13 protein-coding genes and 1 pseudogene are annotated in these 16628 nt (G+C 68.5%); 3 read left to right on the forward strand and 11 right to left on the reverse strand.

The features are described from left to right. Nucleotides 1-136: 136 nt before the first annotated feature. From greA to Q673_RS24505, 6 genes are all read right to left on the reverse strand, one after another. Entirely contained in the window at nt 137-613 is a 477-nt protein-coding gene (gene greA / locus Q673_RS24480; RefSeq protein ID WP_023005311.1) for a transcription elongation factor GreA, read from the reverse strand. Further along, nucleotides 613-3840, reverse strand: a complete 3228-nt coding sequence (carB, locus tag Q673_RS24485) for a carbamoyl-phosphate synthase large subunit (protein WP_023005312.1) — start codon at nt 3838-3840, stop codon at nt 613-615. The genes greA and carB overlap by 1 nt, the downstream gene beginning before the upstream one ends. Nucleotides 3841-3904: 64 nt before the next feature. Further along, nucleotides 3905-5053, reverse strand: coding sequence for a glutamine-hydrolyzing carbamoyl-phosphate synthase small subunit (gene carA, locus Q673_RS24490; protein ID WP_023005313.1), 1149 nt, complete (start codon nt 5051-5053; stop codon nt 3905-3907). A gap of 223 nt (nt 5054-5276) precedes the next feature. After that, nucleotides 5277-6083 carry a 4-hydroxy-tetrahydrodipicolinate reductase gene (dapB, locus tag Q673_RS24495; RefSeq protein ID WP_023005314.1) on the reverse strand — a complete coding sequence of 269 codons (807 nt, stop codon included), beginning with the start codon at nt 6081-6083 and terminating at the stop codon, nt 5277-5279. Between the two features lie 57 nt (nt 6084-6140). Then, nucleotides 6141-7055 (reverse strand): DMT family transporter, encoded by a 915-nt coding sequence (locus Q673_RS24500; protein WP_235048491.1) that lies wholly within the window; start codon nt 7053-7055, stop codon nt 6141-6143. Further along, entirely contained in the window at nt 7052-7333 is a 282-nt protein-coding gene (locus Q673_RS24505) for a DUF2218 domain-containing protein (RefSeq protein ID WP_023005316.1), read from the reverse strand. The genes Q673_RS24500 and Q673_RS24505 overlap by 4 nt, the downstream gene beginning before the upstream one ends. 134 nt (nt 7334-7467) lie before the next feature. On the opposite strand from Q673_RS24505, the gene Q673_RS24510 reads away from it, so the two are divergent. After that, on the forward strand, nt 7468-8160 hold the full coding sequence (locus Q673_RS24510) for a hypothetical protein (RefSeq protein ID WP_023005317.1): 693 nt from the start codon (nt 7468-7470) through the stop codon (nt 8158-8160). Here the strand turns inward: Q673_RS24510 and istB are convergent. Together istB and istA are read right to left on the reverse strand one after the other, a co-directional pair. After that, on the reverse strand, nt 8150-8947 hold the full coding sequence (gene istB, locus Q673_RS24515; protein ID WP_023005318.1) for an IS21-like element helper ATPase IstB: 798 nt from the start codon (nt 8945-8947) through the stop codon (nt 8150-8152). The genes Q673_RS24510 and istB overlap by 11 nt on opposite strands. Continuing rightward, entirely contained in the window at nt 8947-10254 is a 1308-nt protein-coding gene (gene istA / locus Q673_RS24520) for an IS21 family transposase (protein WP_052004190.1), read from the reverse strand. The genes istB and istA overlap by 1 nt, the downstream gene beginning before the upstream one ends. 95 nt (nt 10255-10349) lie before the next feature. Here istA and Q673_RS24525 point away from each other — a divergent pair. Beyond that, nucleotides 10350-10664 (forward strand): annotated as a pseudogene (locus Q673_RS24525) (HNH endonuclease); the annotation flags it as partial. Nucleotides 10665-10754: 90 nt separating this feature from the next. Here the strand turns inward: Q673_RS24525 and dnaJ are convergent. The 3 genes from dnaJ to grpE all read right to left on the reverse strand — a co-directional run bounded on the left by dnaJ (nt 10755) and on the right by grpE (nt 14667). Then, nucleotides 10755-11897: a molecular chaperone DnaJ gene (gene dnaJ / locus Q673_RS24530; RefSeq protein ID WP_023005321.1), complete on the reverse strand. Its 1143-nt coding sequence runs from the start codon at nt 11895-11897 to the stop codon at nt 10755-10757. 90 nt (nt 11898-11987) lie between these two features. Continuing rightward, complete coding sequence (gene dnaK, locus Q673_RS24535; RefSeq protein WP_023005322.1) at nt 11988-13919, reverse strand: molecular chaperone DnaK; 1932 nt, start codon at nt 13917-13919, stop codon at nt 11988-11990. A gap of 121 nt (nt 13920-14040) precedes the next feature. Further along, nucleotides 14041-14667, reverse strand: coding sequence for a nucleotide exchange factor GrpE (gene grpE, locus Q673_RS24540; RefSeq protein WP_023005323.1), 627 nt, complete (start codon nt 14665-14667; stop codon nt 14041-14043). A 227-nt stretch (nt 14668-14894) separates the two neighbouring features. On the opposite strand from grpE, the gene recN reads away from it, so the two are divergent. Next, nucleotides 14895-16568: a DNA repair protein RecN gene (gene recN, locus Q673_RS24545; RefSeq protein WP_023005324.1), complete on the forward strand. Its 1674-nt coding sequence runs from the start codon at nt 14895-14897 to the stop codon at nt 16566-16568. Nucleotides 16569-16628 lie beyond the last annotated feature (60 nt).

Raw genomic sequence — 16628 nt, forward strand, 5'->3', positions numbered from 1 at the left:
AGGAGCAAGGAGCAAGGAGCAAGGAGCAAGGAGCAAGGACAGCTTGCCGACCCGCAGAGATGAAGAAGCCCCGCAGGCATTCGCCTGCGGGGCTTTCTTGTCGCTTGATCCTTGCAGCTTGTCGCTGCCCGAAGGGCTACAGGTGCTCCACGCTCGAGATCTCGTACTCGACATCGCCGCCGGGGGTCTTGACCACCACCACGTCGCCCTCCTCCTTGCCGATCAGGGCGCGGGCGATAGGAGAGGTGACCGAGATCAGCCGCTGCTTGATGTCGGCCTCGTCCTCGCCGACGATGCGGTAGGTGACCTCCTCGTCGGTGTCGAGGTTGAGGAGCTCGACGGTGACGCCGAAGATCACCTTGCCGGTCTTGGGCAGCTTGGTGACGTCGATCACCTGGGCGCTGGAAAGCTTGCCCTCGATCTCCTGGATGCGACCCTCGATGAAGCCCTGCTGCTCACGGGCGGCATGGTACTCGGCGTTCTCCTTGAGATCGCCGTGCTCGCGGGCCTCGGCGATGGCGGCGATCACCTTGGGACGCGCCTCGCTCTTGAGGTGGTCGAGCTCCTCGCGCAGGCGCGCCTCTCCGGCGACGGTCATCGGGACCTTGTTCATTATGCGGCTCCTGCATGCAGTTCCTGAAGCCGCCGCACCGTGATCGCGTTGCCGTACTCGAGCGCCAGACAAACGGCATTCGCCCCCGCCAGCGTGGTGGCGTAGGGAACCTTGCGGGCTAGCGCGGTGCGACGGATCACCGAGGAGTCATTGATCGCCTGGCGACCCTCGGTGGTATTGACGATGTAGGCGATCTCGTCGTTCTTGAGCAGATCGACGATATGCGGGCGGCCTTCGTAGACCTTGTTCACGACCTCGACAGCGATACCGGCGGCCTCGAGGGCGGCGGCGGTACCGCGGGTCGCGCACAGCGTAAATCCCAATGTTACCAGAGAACGCGCCACCTCGATAACACCCGCCTTGTCCGGCTCGCGCACCGAGAGGAACGCCTTGCGCTCCCCCGAGAGTGCAGGGATCGCCTCGCCGGCGCCCAGCTGCGCCTTGTAGAAGGCCTCGGCGAAGGTGTCGCCCGAGCCCATCACCTCTCCGGTGGACTTCATCTCCGGCGACAGGATCGGGTCGACGCCCGGGAACTTGTTGAACGGGAAGACCGCCTCCTTGACGCTGAAGAAGGGCGGCACGATCTCGCGGGTGAAGCCCTGATCGACCAGGCTGGTGCCGGCCATGCAACGCGCGGCGACCTGGGCCAGGGAGGTGCCGATGCACTTGGAGACGAAGGGCACGGTGCGCGAGGCGCGCGGGTTGACCTCGATGACGTAGATCTCGCCGTCCTGCCAGGCGAGCTGCACGTTCATCAGCCCCTTGACGCCGAGCTCCACCGCCATCTTGCGCACCTGCTCGCGCATCTCGTCCTGCACCTCGGCGGGCAGCGAGTAGGGCGGCAACGAGCAGGCGGAGTCGCCGGAGTGCACCCCGGCCTGCTCGATGTGCTGCATGATGCCGCCGATCACCACCTGCTCGCCGTCGGAGACCGCATCGATGTCGATCTCGATGGCGGCATTCAGGAAGTGGTCGAGCAGCACCGGGGAGTCGTTGGAGACCTTGACCGCGTGGGTCATGTAGTTCTCCAGCTCCGAGGCGTCGTAGACGATCTCCATGGCGCGACCGCCCAGCACGTAGCTGGGGCGCACCACCAGCGGGTAGCCGATCGCCTCGGCCTTGGCGAAGGCCTCCTCGAAGCTGCGCGCGGTGGCGTTGGGCGGCTGCTTGAGGCCCAGCTTGTCGATCATCTGCTGGAAGCGCTCGCGGTCCTCGGCGCGGTCGATGGCGTCCGGGGTGGTGCCGATGATCGGCACGCCGGCGGCCTCCAGCTCGCGGGCCAGCTTGAGAGGGGTCTGGCCGCCGAACTGCACGATCACGCCGACCGGCTGCTCCTTGTCGGCGATCTCCAGCACGTCCTCCAGGGTCACCGGCTCGAAGTAGAGGCGGTCGCTGGTGTCGTAGTCGGTGGAGACGGTCTCCGGGTTGCAGTTGACCATGATGGTCTCGTAGCCGTCGTCGCGCATGGCGAAGGCGGCATGGACGCAGCAGTAGTCGAACTCGATGCCTTGGCCGATGCGGTTGGGGCCACCGCCCAGCACCATGATCTTCTGGCGGTCGGAAACCTCCGCCTCGCACTCCTCCTCGTAGGTGGAGTACATGTAGGCGGTATCCGAGGCGAACTCCGCGGCGCAGGTGTCGACCCGCTTGTAGACCGGGCGGATGCCCTTCGCCTGGCGGGCCTTGCGGAACTCCTTCTCGGAGACCCCCAGCAGGCGGGCCAGGCGGGCGTCGGAAAAGCCCTTGCGCTTGAGGCGGAACAGCTCGCGGGCGTCGAGCTCGGAGAGCGAGCGGCGAGCCACCTCGGCCTCGGTGGCCACCAGGTCCTCAAGCTGGATCAGGAACCAGGGGTCGATGTTGGTCAGCGCGAAGAGCTCGTCGCGGCTCATGCCGGCGCGGATGGCATCGGCCACATAGAAGATGCGCTCGGCGCCGGCGGCCTGCAGCTCGCCCTTGATGTGCGCCATGGCCTCGTCGGTGAACTCGCTCACCTTGGGGTCGAGGCCGTCGTTACCGGTCTCCAGGCCACGCAGGGCCTTCTGCAGCGACTCCTGGAAGGTGCGCCCGATGGCCATCACCTCGCCCACCGACTTCATCTGGGTGGTGAGGCGGTCGTTGGCCGCCGGGAACTTCTCGAAGGTGAAGCGCGGGATCTTGGTGACCACGTAGTCGATGGCCGGCTCGAAGGAGGCCGGGGTGCGCCCGCCGGTGATGTCGTTGGACAGTTCGTCCAGGGTGTAGCCAACGGCCAGCTTGGCGGCGATCTTGGCGATGGGGAAGCCGGTCGCCTTGGAGGCCAGCGCCGAGGAGCGCGACACCCGCGGGTTCATCTCGATCACCACCATGCGCCCGGTCTTCGGGTCCACGCCGAACTGGACGTTGGAGCCGCCGGTCTCGACGCCGATCTCGCGCAGCACCGCCAGCGAGGCGTCGCGCATGATCTGGTACTCCTTGTCGGTCAGCGTCTGGGCCGGGGCCACGGTGATGGAATCGCCGGTGTGCACGCCCATGGGGTCGAAGTTCTCGATGGCGCAGACGATGATGCAGTTGTCGTTCCGGTCACGGACGACCTCCATCTCGTACTCCTTCCACCCCAGCAGCGACTCGTCGATCAGCAGCTCATGGTTGTTGGAGAGCTCGAAGCCGCGCTGGCAGATCTCCTCGAACTCCTCCTTGTTGTAGGCCACCCCGCCGCCGGAGCCGCCCATGGTGTAGGAGGGGCGGATGATCACCGGGAAGCCGAGCTCGCCCTGGATCTCCCAGGCCTCCTCCATGGTGTGGGCCACCTTGGCCTTGGGGCACTCCAGGCCGATGCGCTTCATGGCCTGGTCGAAGAGGTCGCGGTCCTCGGCCTTGTTGATGGCGTCGGCGTTGGCACCGATCATCTCCACGCCGTGCTTCTCGAGCACGCCGTGCTTGTCCAGGTCCAGGGCGCAGTTGAGCGCGGTCTGGCCGCCCATGGTGGGCAGGATGGCGTCGGGCTTCTCGGCCTCGATGATCTTCTCCACCGCCTGCCAGGTGATCGGCTCGATGTAGGTGGCATCGGCCATGGCCGGGTCGGTCATGATGGTGGCCGGGTTGGAGTTGACCAGGATGACCCGGTAGCCCTCCTCGCGCAGCGCCTTGCAGGCCTGGGCGCCGGAGTAGTCGAATTCGCACGCCTGGCCGATGACGATGGGGCCGGCGCCAATGATCAGGATGCTCTGGATGTCGGTACGCTTGGGCATGGTGCTTCCCGCTGAAAAAGGGTGACGAGGGGCGACGTGACTCGAGACGGGGCCGCGCGGCGGATCAGCCGCGGCGGTCCTGCATCATCGCGACGAAGCGGTCGAACAGCGGCGCGACGTCCTTGGGGCCGGGGCTCGCCTCCGGGTGTCCCTGGAAGCTGAAGGCCGGGCAGTCGGTGCGCTCGATCCCCTGCAGGGTGCCGTCGAACAGCGAGCGATGGGTGGCACGCAGGTTGGCCGGCAGGCTCGCTTCGTCGGCGGCGAAGCCGTGGTTCTGGCTGGTGATCATCACGTGGCCGGTGTCGAGGTCCTGCACCGGGTGGTTAGCGCCGTGGTGGCCGTGGCCCATCTTCACCGTCTTCGCCCCACTGGCCAGCGCCAGCAGCTGGTGGCCCAGGCAGATGCCGAACAGCGGGATCCCGCTCTCGAGCAGCGCCTGGATCGCCGTGATGGCGTAGTCGCAGGGCTCGGGGTCGCCGGGGCCATTGGCCAGGAAGATGCCGTCCGGGGCCATGGCCAGCACCTCGGCGGCCGGGGTCTGGGCCGGCACCACGGTGAGGCGGCAGCCGCGGGAGGCGAGCATGCGCAGGATGTTGCGCTTGACGCCGAAGTCGTAGGCGACCACGTGGAAGGGGCGCTCGCCGGCGGCGGCATCGGCATAGCCCTGGCCCAGGGCCCACTCGCCCTCGCTCCACTCGTAGGGGCTCTGGCAGGAGACCACCTTGGCCAGGTCCATGCCCTTGAGGCCGGGGAAGGCGCGGGCGGCGGCCAGAGCGCGCGCCTCGGCGTCCTCGCCCTCGGCCTCACTGCCGGCCAGGATGGCGCCGTTCTGGGCGCCCTTGTCGCGCAGGATGCGGGTCAGCCGGCGGGTATCGATCTCGGCGATGCCCAGCACGTTCTGGCCCTTGAGGTAGTCGGAGAGGGTCTGCTCGCAGCGGAAGCTGCTGGCCAGCAGCGGCAGGTCGCGGATCACCAGGCCGGCGGCGGCGATGGCGCCGGACTCGACGTCCTCGGCGTTGACGCCGGTGTTGCCGATATGCGGATAGGTGAGGGTGACGATCTGCCGGGTGTAGGAGGGGTCGGTGAGGATTTCCTGGTAGCCGGTCATGGCCGTATTGAACACCACCTCACCGCTGGTCTGTCCATCGGCGCCGATGGCCGTGCCGTGAAACACGCTGCCATCTTCCAGGGCCAGTATCGCGGGTCTGTTCAATGCTAGGTCCTCCCAAGTGTAAAGAGACAGCTCGTCAATGCCGTTCGCCGGGCCGCAAAAAAGCGGGACGAACCCGATGGCTAGACCGGTTTCATCCCGCTTGTTGTCATTCGCTCGGAATGCCTGGGCCGAAGCAACAAGCGCTGTTGAAGGGGGCTTTCGCCCGTGCGCCCGGCCAAAATTTTGGGGATATTACAGGAAACGGCGCCCTTCGACTACCCCTTTAGTCGAGACCAAGCACATCCTGCATGGCATAGCGGCCGTTGCCTTGGCCGGCCACCCAGCGCGCCGCGCGCACCGCACCCTTGGCGAAGGTCATGCGGCTCGAGGCCTTGTGGGTGATCTCGATGCGCTCACCCTCGGTGGCGAACATCACCGTGTGCTCGCCGACGATATCGCCGGCGCGCACCGTGGCGAAGCCGATCTCCTTGTCGCTGCGCGGCCCACACTGCCCCACCCGCTCGAAGACGCCATGCTCCTTGAGGGTGCGGCCCAGACTCTCGGCCACCACCTCGCCCATCTTCAGCGCGGTGCCGGAGGGGGCATCCACCTTGTGGCGGTGGTGGGACTCGACCACCTCGATGTCATAGCCCTCGTCGCCCAGCGCCCGGGCCGCCGTCTCCAGCAGCTTGAGGGTCAGGTTGACCCCCACGCTCATGTTGGGCGCGAAGACGAAGGGCAGCTTGTCGCGGAAGGCGTCGAGCTCGGCCAACTCCTTGTCGGAGAGGCCGGTGGTACCGATCACCATGCGCTTGCCGTGCTCGGCGCATACCGCCAGGTTGGCCAGGGTCACCCGCGGCGCGGTGAAGTCGATCAGCACGTCGAAGTCGTCGACGATGGCCGCCAGGTCATCCACCGCGCTCACCCCTAGCCGGCCGACGCCCGCCAGCTCGCCGATGTCGGCGCCGACCAGCGAACTGCCGGGCTCGACGACGCCGCCGGCCAGGGTGGCGCCCTCATCCTGCTGCACGGCGTTGACCAGGGTACGGCCCATGCGGCCGGCGACACCGACGATGGCGATACGCGTCATGTGGACTCCTGTGATAGATGGCGGCTCGATAAAGGCTGCAGTATACCAGAGCGGGCGCTAGCCGGTCGGCGTCGCCGCCGCGTCGCGGCGCATCAGCAGCGCCATGGCGGCCAGCACCGTAAGGCTGCCGGGCAGCCACTCCCAGCCGATCCGCTCGGGGGCGCGGGCGAAGAGCAGCAGCATGGAGACGAAGGGCACCAGGTAGCCGTAGGCGGTCACCACCCCCGGGGTCAGCGCCGCGGTGGCGCGCTGCATCAGCCAGAAGGTCAGCGCGCTGGAGCAGAGCCCCAGGTAGACCAGCAGCGCCAGGTCGAGGGGGCGCATCGTCGCCAGCCGCGCCACCGGCTCCACGGCGAGCCCCGCCAGGCCGATCAGCACGCCGCCGAGCCCCAGGCTCCAGAAGGTGCGAACCGCCGCGGATTCCGGCAACACCCCCCTGGCCAGCCCCCAGCGGCTGAGCACCGGATAGAGCGCCGTGGCGATGCAGCCGGCGAAGAACACCGCCTCGCCGCGGCCGAAGGCCAGGCGGCCGCCCTGCTGCCACGCCTCCGCCACGGCGATGGCGAGCGCCCCGGCCGCCCCCAGGGCGAGGATGGCGGGCAGGCGCCAGCCGGGGCGTTCGACACGCAGCCCCCGCCCCAGCAGGAAGGCCAGCAGCGGCACCGTGACATGCAGGGTGGCCATGGAGAGCGCCGTGGTGTGGTGTGCCGCCCAGAACATGGCCGAGAAGAAGCCCGCCAGGCAAAGCCCCATCAGCGCGTAGAGCGGCAGGGTGCGCGGGGCGGGCAGGAAGGCGGGCGAACGCCTGGCGAGCATGAAGAGGCCGACACAGGCGATGACGAAGCGCAGGGCGGTAAGCGAGAGCGGCGGCAGCTCCCCCATCAGCCCCACGGCGGGGAAGGAGAGCCCCACCAGCGCCGCCCACAGCAGCATGCCGAGGTGGGCGCCACGCGGGGAAACTGCCCCGCTCACGCCTCCCAGACGATATCCAGCTCCACCCCCTTGAGCGCATCCAGGGCGTGGTCCACGTCGCGCTCGAGGGCGTCATGGCTCTCGTCGTCCAGCGCCTCGACCACCACCATCAGCTTGTCCGGCTTGGCCTGGAGGTAGCAGGTGCCGTTGTCGAACTCGACGCGCACCGGGTCGCCGGCACGATCCACCTCCTTGGCCTCGTCGGACCAGCGCTGGCACAGCTGGTCGATCAGGGCCGCCGCATCGTCGGCGGGAAGTTCGGCGCGTGAAATGGGCATGGCGCTACTCTCCTGCAGGAATGTCGGGCCTCCAGACTATGACGACAGCCCCGCCGCCGCCAAGCACCATCTTTCAACCGTGCACGGGCGACGTGATACCGTGACCGCCGACACCCGGGAAAGGGAGGGACCCGATGGACAAGGCGCTGGCGTGCCTGACGCGGCTCAGGGTGGGCCACAGCAAGGGGCGGCCGGCTCCCAACAAGCCCTGCCTGCTGCTGGCCATCCTCTGCGAGATCCAGGCGGGGCATATCACCTCGCCTCGCGTCGCCATCGATGATCGCCTGATCGCTCGCTATCACGACCTCTATGAGCTCGCCGCCGGCGCGCGCCGCGAGGCGCGCCCCTGGCTGCCGCTCTGGTTCCTGGCCAGCGACAGGGGCCCGGACGGCGAGGCAGGGTCACTCTGGCAACCGGCGCTCGCCCCTGCCCTGGCAGAAGTTGCCGACCAGCTGGGCGCCCCCGGATCCCTCGACCAACTGCTCAAGCGCTTCGACACGGCAAGCCTGCACCCGGCACTCTACGCACGCCTCGGCAGCGAGGAGGCCACCCGCGAGGCTGGCGCCCTCCTGATCGCCCGCTACTTCGCCTGGAGCCCGAATGCCCAGGCCAGGCTGCATGACTACCTGGAAGACGCCTTTGCCAGCGGCGCCTACGAGAAAGCGCCGGAACGGCTCAAGGGCCCGGAAGGCGATTCCCTGAGACAGGCCAGGGCCCGCTCCGCCGCCTTCCGTTCGCTGGTGCTGGAGGCCTACGACTACCGCTGTCAAGCGACATCAGAAACTGACCCCCTTGCGACAGTGAAATCTGACCCCCTTACCCTCTGACGACTTGCTCTTGATGGTGGATGGAATTGGGCTTGATCAGCCCGGCCTTGCGCTTGGCTCGCAGTCGGTAACTGTCGCCGCGGATGGTGATGACGTGGCTGTGATGCAGCAGTCGGTCAAGGATCGCCGTGGCGACCACGGCGTCACCGAACACCTCGCCCCACTCGCTGACCGCTCGGTTGCTGGTGACCAGCAGGCTGCCGCGTTCATAGCGCCGGGTGACCAACTGGAAGAACAGGTTGGCCGCACCCGGCTCCAGCGGTAGGTAGCCCAGCTCGTCGATGATCAAGAGTTTGGGCTTGGCAAAGTGCCTCAGCCGTTCCTCCAGGTCGCCATTGGCATGGGCCTGGACCAGCTGGGTGATCAGTGCCGTGGCGGTGGTGAACAGCACCGAGTAGCCGGCCTTGACCGCTTCCCGGCCCAGTGCCACGGCGAGGTGGCTCTTGCCCACGCCCGGCGGGCCGAGCAGCAGCAGGGCGTCGCCGTTGGCGATCCAGCGTCCGCAGGCCAGCTCACGGATCTGACCGGGATCGACGGCAGGCTGAGCGCTGAAATCGAACCCTTCCAGAGTGCGCAGGAACGGGAAGCGGGCGATGCTCAGCCCCATCTGGATGCGCCGCTGCTCCTTGTGGGCCACCTCCTGCTCGCATAGGTAGGCCAGCGTCTCGCGCAGGGTCAGTTCCCGGCGTGCGGCTTCGTCGAGCAGCGTGTCGAGCCGCTCGCGGATGGCGGTCAGCTTGAGACGCGTCAGCATGGCGTCCAGGCGCTCAGTCTCCGGCGTCGTCATCACCAGCCACCTCCCACCACGGCTTCGTACTCGGTCAGGTCGCGCTGCAGCGCAGCCGGCGGCAAGGTGGCCACGATCTCGCTGGGCGCCACGACCTCCTCGGTGTCCGCCTTGGGTGATCGGTAGCCGACGATGCCTTGCAGGTGCTCCGACAGGCAGCGCACCTGGCGGCGCCCGCCCAGCTCCGGGTGGCGGGCCACTTCACGGCCGGCGTGGTGCACCCGCAGTTCGCCGTCGGTCACGCTGACCTGAACGGGCTCACCGATCAGGCGCCAGGGCACGCTGTAGCGGTTGGTGTCGACCTCCACGGTGGCGTCGCGCTGTACCCGGCGGCTCAGTTCACGGGCCTGCTCGAAGGGCGCCCTGTCTTTGAGCGGCTGCAGGCTGGCCTGTTCGGCGATGAAGCGCACCGCCGGCAGCTCTCCGGTGGTGCCGTGGACCCGCTGGTCGGCGATCTCGCGCATCCACCAGCTCAGGTGGGCCTCCAGCGCCGCCCAGGCGGCGAAGGTCCGGCCGGCGATAGCATTACGCTTCACGTAGCCAACGCCTCGCTCGTCCTTGCCCTTGGTACGGGCGCGGTACGGTGCGCAGGCCACCGGTCGGAACCCCCAGTAACGCGCAAAGGCCGCCAACCGCTCGTTGAACACGACTTCGCGGGTCGCCGCGTTGTGGTGGTCGACCAGCGCCCGTGCGTTATCCAGCAGCACCTGCTCTGGAATCCCGCCAAAGTGGCGGAAGGCGCCCTCCAGCCCGGCGAACCACGCCGATTGCCGCTCGTGCCGGAAGGCGCGGACGTAGAGGCGGCGGGAGTAGCCCAGGGTGGCGACAAACAGGAAGACCTTGACCGACTCCCCCTCGATAGTGATGTGGCGGCTGCCGAAGTCGATCTGCAGCTGCTTCCCGGGCGGGGTCTCGAACCTCACCGTGGCCTTGGCTTCGGCGGCCAGGGCCTGACGGAAGGGCGCGCAGGCGCGTTCCACCGTGCGCAGGCTGACCGTGATGCCGTGTTCGAGCTGCAGGTCCTGCAGGACCACGGCGGCGTTACCGGCATGCTGCAGGAAGCGGGCCTTCAGCCATTCCTCCAGCCCTTCCAGCGACTTGCTGCGCTGGGGGCTCGCGTAGGGCGCCCAGCCGCCCTGGCGCAGGTAGCGCTTGACGGTGTTCCTGCTGACACCGAGCTCGTCGGCAATGCGCTGAGTGCCCCAGCCACAGGCCTTCAGGCGCAGCATGGCGGCGACATCCTCTGGGCTCTGCATCGGTTCCCCTCGTACCTGAGTATGGGGAACGTTATATCCGGGTTGCTGCATGAATGGACCCTCCTGGTGAGCTCACGGAGGGGTCAGTTTTCCGTGTCGCCTGGGGGTCAGTTTTACGTGTCGCCTGACACCGCTGCGCGGCGAGCCGGCTGCGCTATATCACCCCCGACTACCGCTACCTGGTGGAGGCGGCCCACCTGGTGCCCTTCGCCGAGAGCCAGGACGACCGCCCGGTGAACGGCATCGCGCTGACCCCCAACCTGCACTGGGCCATGGACAACCTGCTGATCGCCCCCGGCCCGGACCACCGCTGGCATGTCAGCCCCAGCGTGGATGCCCTGGTGCCCGACAGCCGCTGGCTGTGCGAGCTGGATCGCCAGCCGCTGGTGCTGCCCCGCGACCCGCGCTGGCAGCCGGATCGCGATGCTCTGGCCTGGCGGCTGGACCAGCTGCGGTGCTGAATGCGCCGCACCCGCCCCTGAACGCGACAGGGCCCCGGCATCTGGTTGATGCCGGGGCCCTGCCATGCGCTCCTCGAGGGGTGATGCCGCCTAGGGCTTCATGTCCTCGAAGAACTTCTTCACGCCGTCGAAGAAGCCGCTCTTCTTGGGCGAGTGGTGGGCGCTGTTGGAGCCCCCCAGGCTCTCCTGGAACTGGCGCAGCAGCTCCTTCTGCTCCTCGTTGAGCTTCACCGGGGTCTCGACCACCACCTTGCAGATCAGGTCGCCCGGGGCGCCGCCGCGCACCGGCTTGACGCCCTTGCCGCGCAGGCGGAAGAGCTTGCCGGTCTGGGTCTCGGGCGGGATCTTCAGCTTGACCCGGCCACCCAGGGTGGGCACCTCGAGCTCGCCACCCAGCGCGGCGTCGACGAAGTTGATCGGCACCTCGCACTGCAGGTTGCGGCCGTCGCGCTGGAAGATCGGGTGCGGCTTCAGGTGCACCTGCACGTAGAGATCGCCCGGCGGGCCGCCGTTGATGCCGGCCTCGCCCTCGCCAGTGAGGCGGATGCGATCGCCGGTATCCACCCCGGCGGGGATCTTCACCGACAGGGTGCGGGTCTCGCGCACCCGGCCCTCGCCGTGGCACTTGTGGCACGGCACCTTGATGTGCTGGCCGCTGCCATGGCAGGTCGGGCAGGTCTGCTGCACGGCGAAGAAGCCCTGCTGCATGCGCACCTGGCCCATGCCGTTACAGGTCGGGCAAGTCTCCTTGCTGGAGCCCGGCTCGGCGCCACCGCCGTCGCAGCGCTCGCACTCCACGTGACGCGGCACGCGGATGTCCACGTTGGTGCCGGCCACGGCGTCCTCGAGGTCAAGCTCGAGGTTGTAGCGCAGGTCGCTGCCGCGCTGCGGGGCGTTGGGGTGACGCCGGCCACCGCCGCCGCCGAAGATGTCACCGAAGACATCGCCGAAAATATCGCTGAAGCCGCCGGCCCCGGCGCCACCGAAGCCACCGCCGCCGGCCTGGCCGTCGACCCCGGCATGGCCGAACTGGTCATAGGCCGCGCGCTTCTCGCTGTCGGAGAGCACCTCGTAGGCCTCGGAGACCTCGCGGAACTTCTCCGCCGCGCTGTCATCGTCCGGGTTGCGGTCGGGGTGGTACTTCTGGGCCAGGCGTCGGTAGGCCTTCTTGATTTCCTTGGTGTCGGCACCGCGCTCTACGCCCAGTACCTCGTAATAGTCGCGCTTGGACATGGGTCTGTCCGCCTCCGTCGCGGTCCCTCGGAAACACCAACGCGGGAGTCTGGCCCCCGCGCTGGCGTCATCCGTGGTTCAGATGCGTGGTTACTGCTTCTTCTGGTCGTCGTTGACTTCTTCGTACTCGGCGTCGACCACGTCATCTTCCGGCTTGGCACCGGCGTCGCCGGCCTCGCCGCCTGCCTGCTGGCCGGCCTCGGCCTGGGCGGCGTACATCTTCTGCGCCAGGTTGCCGGAGGCCTCGGTCAGCTTGTCGAGCTTGGCCTGGATGTCGTCCTTGTCGTCACCCTTGATGGCCTCCTCGAGCTCCTTGGCGGCGCTCTCGATGGCCTCCTTCTCCTCGTCGCTGGCATGCTCGCCGGCCTCTTCCACGGTCTTGCGCGCGGCGTGGACCATGCCGTCGGCCTGGTTGCGCAGCTGGACGAGCTCCTCGAACTTCTTGTCCTCGTCGGCGTGGGCCTCGGCGTCGCGGACCATCTGCTCGATCTCCTCGTCGGAGAGACCGCTGGAGGCCTTGATGACGATGGACTGCTCCTTGCCGGTGGCCTTGTCCTTGGCGGACACGTTCAGGATGCCGTTGGCGTCCAGGTCGAAGGCGACCTCGATCTGCGGCACGCCGCGGGGCGCCGGCGGGATGTCGGCCAGGTCGAAGCGGCCCAGCGACTTGTTGCCGCTCGCCTGCTTGCGCTCGCCCTGCAGCACGTGGATGGTCACGGCGGTCTGGTTGTCATCCGCGGTCGAGAAGGTCTGGGTCTTCTTGGTCGGGATGGTGGTGTTCTTCTCGATCAGCGGGGTCATCACGCCGCCCAGGGTCTCGATGCCGAGCGTCAGCGGGGTGACGTCGAGCAGCAGCACGTCCTTGACGTCACCGCCCAGCACGCCGCCCTGGATCGCCGCACCCACGGCCACCGCCTCGTCTGGGTTGACGTCCTTGCGCGCTTCCTTGCCGAAGAAGTCGGCCACGGACTTCTGCACCATGGGCATGCGGGTCTGGCCGCCGACCAGGATGACGTCATCGATCTCGGAGGCGGAGAGACCGGCGTCCTCGAGCGCGGTCTTGCACGGCTCGAGGGAGCGCTTGACCAGCTCCTCGACCAGCGACTCCAGCTTGGCCCGGGTCACCTTGACGTTGAGGTGCTTGGGACCGGTGTTGTCTGCCGTGATGTAGGGCAGGTTGACGTCGGTCTGCTGGGCGCTGGAGAGCTCGATCTTGGCCTTCTCGGCGGCTTCCTTGAGGCGCTGCATGGCCAGGTTGTCGCCGGAGAGGTCGATGCCGCTGTCGCTCTTGAACTGGTCGACCAGGTAGTTGATCAGCGCCAGGTCGAAGTCCTCGCCGCCCAGGAAGGTGTCACCGTTGGTGGCCAGCACCTCGAACTGGGTCTCGCCGTCGACGTCGGCCACCTCGATAATGGAGATGTCAAAGGTGCCGCCGCCCAGGTCGTAGACCGCGATGGTCTTGTCACCGCGGGACTTGTCCATGCCGTAGGCCAGCGCCGCCGCGGTGGGCTCGTTGATGATGCGCTTGACCTCGAGGCCGGCGATGCGGCCGGCGTCCTTGGTGGCCTGGCGCTGGCTGTCGTTGAAGTAGGCCGGCACGGTGATGACCGCCTCGGTGACTTCCTCACCCAGGTAGTCTTCCGCGGTCTTCTTCATCTTCTTCAGCACTTCGGCGCTGACCTGCGGCGGAGCCAGCTTCTTGCCCTTCACCTCGACCCAGGCGTCGCCGTTGTCGGCCTCGACGATCTTGTAGGGCACCATCTTGATGTCCTTCTGAACGACGTCGTCCTTGAAGCGACGACCGATCAGGCGCTTGATGGCGTAGAGGGTGTTCTGCGGGTTGGTGACCGCCTGGCGCTTGGCCGCCTGGCCAACCAGAGTCTCACCGTCCTCAGTGTAGGCGATGATGGAGGGCGTGGTGCGCGCGCCCTCGGCGTTCTCGATGACCTTGGCGCTGTCGCCGTCGAGCACGGCGACACAGGAGTTGGTGGTACCCAGGTCAATTCCAATGATGCGTCCCATAGGAAATCCTCGAAAGTCGTGTGGTGTATTCGGAGTCGTTGCGGCCTGCGCCGCGGGGTTGCCGTCTATCTGGGGGCCGCGTGGCGCATTTCAAGCCCCGCGGCCGGGATTTGTTGGTACGTCAGCCGGCGGCCTGGCTAACCACCACCATGGCCGGGCGCACCAGGCGGCCGTTGAGCAGGTAGCCCTTCTGGACCACCTCCATCACGCGGTTGGGCTCGAGATCCGGGTTGGGCACCATGGCCATGGCCTCGTGGTACTGCGGGTCGAAGGGCTCGCCGGCGGGCTCCACCACCTCGACCCCGAACTTGCCGAGCACGTCGAGCTGCATCTTCAGCGTCATGGAGACACCCTCGCGGTGCGCCTCGCTGGCCTCCTCGCCCATGGCCTCCAGCGCCTTCTCCAGGCTGTCGACCACCGGCAGCAGCTCCTTGACGAACTTCTCCAGGGCGAACTTGCGCGCCTTCTCCGCCTCCTGCTCGGCGCGGCGGCGCACGTTCTGCGCCTCGGCGGCGGTGCGCAGCGCCTGGTCCTTGGCCTCGGCGAGGCTCTGCTCGAGCTCCTCGACCTTGGCCGCCAGCACCTCGGCCTCGGGGTTGTCGCCGCCCTCCACGGCGGCCTCTTCCGCCTGGTCGGCCGCCTCGGCGGCGTCCGCCAGCTCGCCCTCCACGGGCTCGACCTGGGGCTCCGCCTCTTCCTCCTGGCGCTTGAGCTCGTCGTCCAGCGGGGTCTGCGGATCTTTAGCCATGGGTCTCTCCTGACAGGGATGCGGCGGCCCCTGGCCGCCGATGCAACATGAATGGGGGTCGATAAGACGGTTCTGTCCGCTATATGGGGACGCCGTCGCGGAACTCAAGGCGTGACGGCGGGTGGCCGATCGTTCGTGCATTGAGAGGGGGCATCGACTACTGTATAAACACACACATCATGTATGAATGACCAGGTAGTCCAGGCGGACGAACCCGGGGAGGCAGCATGCTGACGGAACTTGCCATACGCGACTTCGCCATCGTCGATCACCTCGAGCTGGAGCTGGCCGGCGGCATGACCGCCATCACCGGCGAGACCGGTGCCGGCAAGTCGATCCTGCTCGGCGCCCTGGGCCTCTGCCTGGGCGAGCGCGCCGATGCCGCCAGCGTGCGCCACGGGCGCGAGCGCGCCGACCTCACCGCACGCTTCGACATCGCCGCCCTGCCCCGGGCCCGCGAATGGCTGGCCGAGCGTGAGCTGCCCGACGACGACTGCCTGCTGCGCCGGGTGGTGGGCGCCAACGGCCGCTCCAAGGCGTGGATCAACGGCCAGCCCGCCACCGTCGCCGATCTCAAGGCGCTGGGCGAGCACCTGATCGAGGTGCACGGCCAGCACGCCCACCAGCAGCTGCTGCGCGAGGAGACCCACCTGCGCCTGCTCGACGACTTCGCCGGCCAGCGCGAGGCGTTGGCCGAGATGGCCGAGACCTTCCGCGCCTGGCAGGCCACCCGTCGCCGGCTCAAGCGCCTGGCCGAGGATGGCGACGAACAGGCCGCCCGCCGCCAGCTGGTACGCTACCAGGTCGAGGAGCTCGACCAGCTGGCGCTGGCCGAGGGCGAGCTCAAGGCCCTGGAGGAGGAGCAGGAGGAGCTGGCCCACGCCGAGGAGCGCCTGCGCGAGACCCAGGCCGCCGCCGAGTGCTGCGACCACGACGAGGGCGGCGCGGTCAGCCTGCTCACCCGAGCGATCGGCCGGCTCGAGGCGCTGCCGGGCTGCGAGCGCGGGCGCCTGGGCGAGGCACTGGCCATGCTGGGCGAGGCACGCATCCAGGTCGAGGAGGCGGCCAGGGAGCTCACCCACCTGGCCGCCGACACCGAGCTCGACCCCGAGCGCCTGGCCTGGGTGGAGGCGCGCCTGGGCGAGGTGCATCGCCTGGCGCGCAAGCACCACGTGATGCCCGAGGAGCTCACCGCGCGCCACCAGGCGCTGCACGCCGAGCTGGAACACCTGAAGGAGGGCGACCAGGACCTCGACGCCCTCTCCGCCGAGGTGGAGGCGCTGCGCGAGCGCTGGAAGCGCCTGGCCCGCGAGGTGAGCGAGGCGCGGCGCCGGGCCGCCGGTCGCTTCAGCGAGGCGGTGCAGGAGCAGCTCGCCTTCCTGGCCATGGGCAAGGCGCGCTTCGAGGTGGCGGTGAGCGAACGCGAGGCGCCCGCCGCCGAGGGGCTCGACGCCGTGCGCTTCCTGATCAGCGCCAACCCGGGGCAGCCGGCACGGCCGCTGGCGCGGGTCGCCTCCGGCGGCGAGCTGTCGCGGATCAGCCTGGCGATCCAGGTGGTGGCGGCACGCCACTCCACCATCCCCAGCCTGGTGTTCGACGAGGTGGACGTGGGGGTCTCCGGCGCCACCGCCGAGATCGTCGGCCAGTTGCTGCGCCGCCTGGGCGAGACGGGCCAGGTAATGACGGTGACCCACCTGCCCCAGGTGGCCGCCCAGGCCCATCGCCACCTGCATATCGAGAAGCAGGCCGAGGGCGATACCACCCTGACCCGCATGGCGCTCCTCGACGAGGCCGGCCGGGTCGGCGAGCTGGCGCGGATGCTGGGTGGGGTCAACCTCTCCGACCGCACCCTGGCCCACGCCCGGGAGATGCTCGACGCCAGCCAGCGCCCCCACCACTAGGCACCAGCCCCCCCTCCCCCTCCTGGCGATGCCGACAGACGACGACGGCCCCGATCGATG

This window comes from Halomonas sp. PBN3 (assembly GCF_000475415.1).
GTDB classification, from domain to species: Bacteria; Pseudomonadota; Gammaproteobacteria; order Pseudomonadales; family Halomonadaceae; genus Halomonas; species Halomonas shengliensis.